The organism is Streptomyces sp. CNH287 (assembly GCF_000424825.1).
This window is the reverse complement of the sequence record NZ_AUKQ01000005.1, coordinates 622,452-630,755: the sequence shown is the minus strand read 5'-3', so window position 1 is coordinate 630,755 and position 8,304 is coordinate 622,452. Positions and strand designations below refer to the sequence as shown.

The following is an 8,304-nucleotide window of genomic DNA, read 5'->3' as shown; positions in this document are numbered from 1 at the left end:
AAGCTGAAGGCCAAGGGCATCTCGGCCGACAAGCTGCTCCTGGGCATCGGCTTCTACGGCCGAGGCTGGACAGGCGTCACCCAGTCCGAGCCCGGCGGCACGGCCACCGGACCGGCGCCGGGCAAGTTCGAGGAAGCGTACGAGGAGTACAAGCACATCAAGGCCCGCTGCCCCGCCACCGGCACCATCGGGGGCACCGCGTACGCACACTGCGGCAACCAGTGGTGGAGCTACGACACGCCCAGCACCATCAAGGGCAAGATGGACTACGTGAAACAGCAGGGCCTGGGAGGCTCGTTCTTCTGGGAACTCAGCGGTGACACCAGCAACGGCGAGCTGATGACCGCGATCGACAGCGGACTCAAGTAGCAACCCCGAGCGCCGGAGAGAACACCTGGGGGGAGAGAGCATCACCTGCTCTCTCCCCCCAGACTCCGTCCGGGGGTACCCCCAACCAGCGAGCACCTCTAGCTAAGCCACATTGACTCTCCCCCAGACTCCGTCCGGGGGTACCCCCAACCAGCGAGCACCTCTAGCTAAGCCACATTGACTCGCTGGCCCGGTGGGGCCGCCTCCAGCCAGGCCAGGAAGCCTGTGAGCGCGTCCTCGCTCATCGCCAGTTCCACCCGCGTCCCTCGCAGTGCGCACCCGAGCACCACCTGCTCGGAGAGGAGCGCCAGCTCCTCCTCCCCGCTCGGCAGCCGCCGGTCCAGCACCTCGATGCCGACACGGTCCATCGTGCGGCGCGGCCTCGGCGCGTAGGAGAAGATCCGGAACCAGTCGATACGGTCCCCGTTGTACCGGGCGACGCCGTAGATCCACCCCTTGCCGCCCGAGTCCGTGCGCTCCTGTTCGGAGACGTCCCAGCGCAGCGAACAGTCGAAGGTGCCGCCGGAGCGCTGGATCAGCCTCCGCCGCAGCCCGAACACGAACAACCCCACCAGCACCAGCAACAGGACCGCGCCGCACAGCAGCATCGCGAGGACCATCTTCACCGACCTCCTCGCCGTGTCCCATGCTGCGCAACCGCAGACCGCACCTGTATGGCTTCAGCCGCGGACCGCCCTGGAGAATTCCAGTGCGGTCCGCGGCTGAGGGTTGTCTCCTCGTGCCCCTGCGTCAGTGGGCACCCGTCACCGCGCGAAGCCGGACATCCGCGCGCCGTTCCGCCGCGGCGTCCGTCTCCGCCTTCGCCCTCTCCAGCGCGCGCTCCGCACGCTGGACATCGATCTCGTCGGACAGCTCCGCGATCTCCGCGAGCAGCGAGAGCTTGTTGTCCGCGAAGGAGATGAAGCCGCCGTGCACGGCGGCGACGACTGTGCCCTCGCCGCTCTCACCCGTCGTACGGATGGTGATCGAGCCCGACTCCAGGACACCGAGCAGCGGCTGGTGGCCGGGCATGACACCGATATCTCCCGAGGTGGTGCGCGCGACGACCAGGCTGGCCTCGCCCGACCACACCTTACGGTCCGCGGCGACCAACTCGACGTGCAGCTCAGCCACTGTGGCTCCTCAAGACTGGGTGGTGAAAAGAATAGGGGGTGCGGGCGGGGACGGGCGAAATGACCCGCCCCCGCCTGCCGCGACCAGGGTCAGGAGACGCCGAGCTCCTTCGCGTTGGCCTTGAGGTCCTCCAGGCCACCGCACATGAAGAACGCCTGCTCCGGGAAGTGGTCGTAGTCGCCGTCCGCGATCGCGTTGAAGGCGGCGATCGACTCGTCCAGCGGGACGTCCGATCCGTCCAGACCGGTGAACTGCTTCGCCGCGTGGGTGTTCTGCGACAGGAAGCGCTCGATACGGCGGGCGCGGTTGACGACCAGCTTGTCCTCCTCGCCCAGCTCGTCCATGCCGAGAATGGCGATGATGTCCTGGAGGTCCTTGTACTTCTGCAGGATTCCCTTGACGCGCGAGGCGCAGTCGTAGTGGTCCTGCGAGATGTAGCGCGGGTCCAGAATCCGGGACGTCGAGTCCAGCGGGTCGACCGCCGGGTAGATGCCCTTCTCGGAGATCGGCCGGGAGAGCACCGTGGTGGCGTCCAGGTGCGCGAACGTGGTGGCCGGGGCCGGGTCCGTCAGGTCGTCCGCGGGCACGTAGATCGCCTGCATGGACGTGATGGAGTGGCCTCGGGTCGAGGTGATGCGCTCCTGGAGCACACCCATCTCGTCCGCCAGGTTCGGCTGGTAACCCACCGCGGAGGGCATCCGGCCGAGCAGCGTGGAGACCTCGGAGCCGGCCTGGGTGAAGCGGAAGATGTTGTCGATGAAGAACAGCACGTCCTGCTTCTGCACATCGCGGAAGTACTCCGCCATGGTCAGACCGGCCAGCGCGACCCGCAGCCGGGTGCCCGGCGGCTCGTCCATCTGACCGAAGACCAGCGCAGTCTGCGGGAGAACGCCGGACTCGGCCATCTCCTCGATCAGGTCGTTGCCCTCACGGGTGCGCTCACCGACACCGGCGAACACGGAAACGCCCTCGTGCAGCTTGGCCACACGCATGATCATTTCCTGGATGAGGACGGTCTTGCCGACGCCCGCACCACCGAAGAGACCGATCTTGCCGCCCTTGACGTACGGGGTCAGCAGGTCGACGACCTTCAGGCCGGTCTCGAACATCTCGGTCTTGGACTCGAGCTGGTCGAAGGCCGGGGCCTTGCGGTGGATCGGCCAGCGCTCGGTGACCTCGGACTCGGCCTCCGGCTCGTTCAGGATGCGGCCCAGGGTGTTGAACACCCGGCCCTTGGTGACGTCGCCGACCGGCACGGTGATGCCCTCGCCGGTGTTGGTCACCACGGCCTGGCGGACCAGGCCGTCGCTCGGCTCCATGGAGATCGCGCGGACGACGCCCTCACCGAGGTGCTGGGCGACCTCCAGGGTCAGGGTCTTGAGCTTGCCGTCCTCGGAAGGGTCGGCGACCTCGACGGTCAGCGCGTTGTAGATCTCCGGCATGTCGTCGACGGGGAACTCCACGTCGACGACCGGGCCGATGACCCGGGAGACACGGCCGGTAGCTTTGACGACCTCTGGGGCCGTCTCAACAGAGGTGGTCATTTTATCGGTCACTCCCCGCAGAAGCGTCGGCCAGGGCGCTCGCGCCACCGACGATCTCGCTGATTTCCTGGGTGATGTCGGCCTGTCGGGCCGCGTTGGCAAGCCGCGTGAGCGACTTGATGAGCTCTTCCGCGTTGTCGGTCGCCGACTTCATCGCGCGCCGCGTGGCGGCGTGCTTGGAGGCGGCGGACTGGAGCAGCGCGTTGTAGACACGGCTCTCCACGTAACGCGGCAGCAGCGCGTCCAGCACGTCGTCGGCGGACGGCTCGAAGTCGAAGAGGGGCAGGATCTCCGACCCCTTCTTCAGCACCTCGGCCGACTCCTCCGCCGACTTGGTGAAGGTGAGCGGCAGCATCCGGTTGTCCACCGGCTGCTGCGTCATCATCGAGAGGAACTCGGTGTAGACGATGTACAGCTCGTCCACGCCGCCCTTGGCCGCGGAGTCCGCCTTGATCGCCTCGATCATCGGCTCGGCCACCGCCTTGGCGTCGGCGTAGGTCGGGCTGTCGGTGAAGCCCGTCCAGGACTGCTGGACCGGCAGGTTCCGGAAACCGTAGAACGCCACGCCCTTGCGGCCGACGACGTAGTGCAGGATCTCCTTGCCCTCACCGGTCAGCCGGTTGGACAGCTGCTCCGCCGCCTTGATGGCGTTGGAGTTGTAGCCGCCGGCCAGACCGCGGTCGCTGGTGATCAGTAGCACCGCGGCCCGCTGGGGGCGCTCCACCTCGGTCGTCAGCCAGTGCTGCGTGTTCGACCCCTGTGCCACCGAGGTCACCGCGCGGGTCAGCTCGGTGGCGTACGGCTCGGAGGCCGCCACCCTGCGCTGCGCCTTGACGATGCGCGAGGCGGCGATCATCTCCATCGCCTTGGTGATCTTCTTGGTCGCAGTGACGGATTTGATCCGCCGCTTGTAGACCCGGGTCTGGGCACCCATGCTCAGCCCTCGCCCAGGAGCTTGCCGTCCGAGGTCTCGAACTGCTTCTTGAAGGAGTTCACCGCGTCGGCGAGCGTCTGGACCGTGTCGTCGGACATCTTGCCGCCCTCGACGATGCTGGTCATCAGGCCCTTGTGCGAACGGTGCAGGAAGTCCAGCAGCTCCCGCTCGAAGCGCCGGATGTCCGTGACCGGTACGTCGTCCATCTTGCCGGTGGTGCCGGCCCAGATGGAGACGATCTCGTCCTCGGTGGCGAAGGGCGCGTACTGGCTCTGCTTGAGCAGCTCGACCATCCGCTGACCGCGGGCCAGCGACGCCTTCGAGGTGTCGTCCAGGTCGGAACCGAAGGCGGCGAACGCCTCCAGCTCACGGAACTGGGCGAGGTCCACCCGGAGCCGCCCGGAGACCTGCCGCATGGCCTTGTGCTGCGCGGAGCCGCCGACTCGGGAGACCGAGATACCGACGTTCAGCGCCGGGCGCTGGCCCGCGTTGAACAGGTCGGACTCCAGGAAGCACTGGCCGTCGGTGATGGAGATGACGTTGGTCGGGATGAACGCCGAGACGTCGTTGGCCTTGGTCTCCACGATCGGCAGGCCGGTCATCGAGCCCTTGCCCAGCTCGTCCGAGAGCTTCGCGCAGCGCTCCAGCAGCCGGGAGTGCAGGTAGAAGACGTCGCCCGGGTACGCCTCGCGGCCCGGCGGGCGGCGCAGCAGCAAGGAGACCGCGCGGTAGGCGTCGGCCTGCTTGGAGAGGTCGTCGAAGATGATCAGGACGTGCTTGCCCTGGTACATCCAGTGCTGGCCGATGGCCGAGCCGGTGTAGGGCGCCAGGTACTTGAAGCCCGCCGGGTCGGACGCCGGAGCGGCGACGATCGTCGTGTACTCCAGGGCACCCGCTTCCTCCAGCGCACCGCGTACGGACGCGATGGTGGAGCCCTTCTGGCCGATGGCGACGTAGATGCAGCGGACCTGCTTGTCCGGGTCGCCGGACTGCCAGTTCGCGCGCTGGTTGATGATCGTGTCGATGCCGAGCGCGGTCTTGCCGGTCTGCCGGTCACCGATGATCAGCTGACGCTGGCCACGGCCGATCGGCGTCATCGCGTCGACGGCCTTGTAGCCCGTCTCCATCGGCTCGTGCACGGACTTGCGGTCCATGACCGTGGGTGCCTGCAACTCGAGGGCGCGGGTCGCCTCGGACTCGATCTCGCCGAGTCCGTCGATCGGCTTGCCCAGCGGGTCCACCACGCGGCCGAGGTAGCCCTCGCCGACGGGGACCGACAGCACCTCACCGGTGCGCTGCACCGGCTGGCCCTCCTCGATACCGCTGAACTCCCCGAGGACCACCGCGCCGATCTCGCGCTCTTCGAGGTTGAGCGCGAGGCCGAGGGTGCCGTCCTCGAACTTCAGCAGTTCGTTCGCCATGGCCGAGGGAAGACCCTCGACCTTCGCGATGCCGTCGCCGGCAACGCTGACCGTCCCGACCTCTTCGCGCGAGGCCGCGTCCGGCGTGTACGACTGGACAAAGTTCTCCAGCGCGTCCCGGATCTCATCCGGCCGGATCGTGAGCTCCGCCATCTGGGTTCCCTGCTCTCCTTGTTGGGCCCGTAAGTTACTTCGGGTTCTGGGTTCGTCCCCAGAAGGTCCCTTGATACGGCCCAACCCGGGCCGCCGATCATGCTTCTTGAGTTGCTGGTGTGCGGCCGAGCCGCTCTGCGCCGCCGGTCAGCCCGCCATCCGTCGCTGTGCCTCGTCGAGGCGGTCGGCGATGGAGCCGTTGATGACCTCGTCACCGACACGCACCGCGATCCCGCCGAGGACACCGGGGTCCACGTCGAGGTTCAGGTGCATCTCACGGCCGTACAGCGTGGCCAGGGCCGCACCGAGACGGCGCCGCTGCTGGTCGCTGAGCGGCACCGCGGAGGTGACGACCGCGACCGAGCGGTCCCGGCGCTCCGCCGCCAGCCGGGAGAGGGCTTCGAGCCCTCCCTCCAGGCTACGTCCCCGCGGCTGGGTCACCAGACGGGTCAGCAGCCGCTCGGTGGCGGGCCGGGCCCGACCGCCGAGCAGCGTGTGCAGCAGCTCCGTCTTGGCCGAGGTCTTGGCCGTACGGCTGGTCAGCGCCGCACGCAGGTCGGGCGAGGACGCCACGGTCCGGCCGAACCGGAACACCTCGTCCTCCACCTCGCCGAGCGAGCCGTCCCGCTCGGCGCCGATGAGGTCGGCGGAGTCCGCCAGCTCCTCCATCGCGTCGACCAGGTCGCGCGAGCGCGACCAGCGGGCGCGGACCATGCCGGACACCAGGTCGGTGACCTCCCCGCCCACCTGGCCGCCCAGCAGGCGCCCGGCCAGCTCGGCCTTCGCCTCACCGGGCTGCGCCGGGTCGGTCAGGACCCGACGCAGGGACACCTCGCGGTCGAGCAGCGCGGTGACCGAGGCCAGCTCTGCGGCGAGCGCTCCCGCGTCCACCGAAGTGGAATCCGTGAGCGTGTTCAGACGCTCACGGGCGGCAGCCAGCGCCTCGCGGCTCGCTCCGTTCATCGGGCGGCCTCGGCCCTCGACGCGCTGTCCTCAAGGCTGTCGAGGAAGCGGTCGATCGTACGGCTCTGCCGCGCGTGGTCGTCGAGCGACTCACCCACGAGCTTGCCGGCCAGCTCCGTGGCCAGCTTGCCGACGTCCTGGCGCAGGGCCTGGGTGGCCTGCTTGCGGTCGGCCTCGATCTGGGCGTGACCCGCGGCGATGATCTCCTCGCGCTGCCGCTGGCCCTCGGCCCGCATCTCGGCGATCAGCTCAGCGCCCCGCTGCTCGGCCTCGCCGCGCATCCGCGCCGCCTCGTGCCGTGCCTCGGCGAGCTTCTCCTTGTACTGCTCCAGGGTCTGCTGTGCCTCGAGCTTGGCCGCATCTGCCTGCTCGATGCCGCCCTCGATGGCCGCACGGCGCTCGTCCAGAACCTTGTTGATGTTCGGGAGGAGCTTCTTCGACAGGAAGAAGAAGACGATACCGAAAGCGATCAGGCCGATGACCAGCTCAGGGATCGGCGGAACGAGCGGGTTCTGCTCTTCCTCCGCCAACTGCATCAGAGCGTTCACATCAGTGCCTTTCGTTGAAAAGGGCAATCAGTCGGCACTGATCACTTGCCGTAGACGAACGGCAGGACGATGCCGATCAGGGCGAGCGCCTCACAGAAGGCGAAGCCGAGGATCTGGTTCTGCCGGATGAGGCCGGCGGCCTCGGGCTGACGGGCCAGAGCCTGGGTGCCGTTACCGAAGACGATGCCGACGCCGATGCCGGGGCCGATGGCGGCGAGGCCGTAGCCGATGGAACCGAGCGAGCCGGTGACGCCTTCTGCAGCGATGGTCTGGAGAGCAGACATGCCGGTTCTTCCTTCTCTTTCACGGTCCGATGGGGGTTGGCCACCGGAAGAACAGATGGTTGGAGACGGGGGCTCAGTGGTGCTCGGCGAGCGCGCCCTGGATGTAGTTGCAGGCCAGGAGGACGAAGACGTACGCCTGGACGGCCTGGATGAACAGCTCGAAGCCGACCATCACGACGGCCATGATGAACGAGACGCCCGCGTAGGCGATGCCCACGCCGTTGAGCGTGTACCAGGCGGCGATGGTGAACATCACGATCAGCAGGTGCCCGGCGAACATGTTGGCGAAGAGCCGGACCGCGTGGGTGAAGGGCCGCACCAGCAGGTTCGAGAAGAACTCGATCAGCATGGCGAGCGGCAGCACGGGACCGAGCGACTTGTCGTAACCGGTGAAGTTCTTGAAGGCGCCGACGAAGCCGTGGCGCTTGAAGGTCAGCGAGACCCAGAGGACGTAGACGATGAGCGCCAGGCCTGCGGGGAAGGCGATGATCGAGGTGACCGGGAACTGCGCCAGCGGGATCACGGACCAGAGGTTCATGACCCAGACGAAGAAGAACAGCGAGACGATCAGGGGGACGTACTTCTCGCCCTCCTTCTTCCCGATCGTCTCGTAGACCACCCCGCGGCGGATGAAGTCGTACCCCGCCTCGCCGACCATCTGGAGCTTGCCCGGGACCACCTTCGGCTTGGCGAACGCCGCCCAGAAGAACCAGACGATGAGAACCGAGCCCAGCAGTGCCAGCAGCATCGCCTTGTTGAACTCGAAGCCGCCGACGGTGAACATCGGCTTGAAAACAAAGGAGTGGAGCCCCGGGGCCGGGAAGCCGCAACCGTCAAAGATGTGGCAATCGGTCTCGAAGGCAAGCGTCTGGTCAGCACTCACCGCGAGCTCCTTCTGCATGGCGCATGGATACGGCTACCTCGATGTGTCGGCGCGGCGCGCGGCCGCGGAAC

General features: G+C 67.7%; 10 protein-coding genes. 1 reads left to right on the top strand and 9 read right to left on the bottom strand.

The window, feature by feature from the left end:
- Nucleotides 1-369, top strand: a 369-nt coding sequence (locus H299_RS0109285) for a glycoside hydrolase family 18 protein (protein ID WP_027748195.1), incomplete at its 5' end; no start/stop codon positions are given.
- 167 nt (nucleotides 370-536) lie between these two features.
- Here the strand turns inward: H299_RS0109285 and H299_RS0109280 are convergent.
- The 9 genes from H299_RS0109280 to atpB form a co-directional block, all read right to left on the bottom strand.
- Entirely contained in the window at nucleotides 537-989 is a 453-nt protein-coding gene (locus H299_RS0109280) for a DUF2550 domain-containing protein (RefSeq protein ID WP_027748194.1), read from the bottom strand.
- Between the two features lie 130 nt (nucleotides 990-1,119).
- The gene (locus H299_RS0109275; RefSeq protein ID WP_027748193.1) at nucleotides 1,120-1,503 is read right to left on the bottom strand and encodes a F0F1 ATP synthase subunit epsilon; all 384 of its coding nucleotides are present in this window, start codon (nucleotides 1,501-1,503) and stop codon (nucleotides 1,120-1,122) included.
- Nucleotides 1,504-1,592: 89 nt separating this feature from the next.
- Nucleotides 1,593-3,047 carry a F0F1 ATP synthase subunit beta gene (atpD, locus tag H299_RS0109270; RefSeq protein WP_027748192.1) on the bottom strand — a complete coding sequence of 485 codons (1,455 nt, stop codon included), beginning with the start codon at nucleotides 3,045-3,047 and terminating at the stop codon, nucleotides 1,593-1,595.
- Nucleotide 3,048: 1 nt separating this feature from the next.
- Nucleotides 3,049-3,981 (bottom strand): F0F1 ATP synthase subunit gamma, encoded by a 933-nt coding sequence (locus tag H299_RS0109265; RefSeq protein ID WP_027748191.1) that lies wholly within the window; start codon nucleotides 3,979-3,981, stop codon nucleotides 3,049-3,051.
- Between the two features lie 2 nt (nucleotides 3,982-3,983).
- Nucleotides 3,984-5,555: a F0F1 ATP synthase subunit alpha gene (atpA, locus tag H299_RS0109260; RefSeq protein WP_027748190.1), complete on the bottom strand. Its 1,572-nt coding sequence runs from the start codon at nucleotides 5,553-5,555 to the stop codon at nucleotides 3,984-3,986.
- Between the two features lie 147 nt (nucleotides 5,556-5,702).
- Nucleotides 5,703-6,518 (bottom strand): F0F1 ATP synthase subunit delta, encoded by an 816-nt coding sequence (locus H299_RS0109255; RefSeq protein WP_027748189.1) that lies wholly within the window; start codon nucleotides 6,516-6,518, stop codon nucleotides 5,703-5,705.
- Complete coding sequence (locus H299_RS0109250; RefSeq protein WP_027748188.1) at nucleotides 6,515-7,066, bottom strand: F0F1 ATP synthase subunit B; 552 nt, start codon at nucleotides 7,064-7,066, stop codon at nucleotides 6,515-6,517. Before H299_RS0109250 ends, H299_RS0109255 begins: the two co-directional genes overlap by 4 nt.
- A 41-nt stretch (nucleotides 7,067-7,107) precedes the next feature.
- Nucleotides 7,108-7,350 carry an ATP synthase F0 subunit C gene (gene atpE, locus H299_RS0109245; RefSeq protein WP_027748187.1) on the bottom strand — a complete coding sequence of 81 codons (243 nt, stop codon included), beginning with the start codon at nucleotides 7,348-7,350 and terminating at the stop codon, nucleotides 7,108-7,110.
- A gap of 73 nt (nucleotides 7,351-7,423) precedes the next feature.
- Nucleotides 7,424-8,233, bottom strand: coding sequence for a F0F1 ATP synthase subunit A (gene atpB / locus H299_RS0109240; protein ID WP_027748186.1), 810 nt, complete (start codon nucleotides 8,231-8,233; stop codon nucleotides 7,424-7,426).
- Nucleotides 8,234-8,304: the final 71 nt, after the last annotated feature.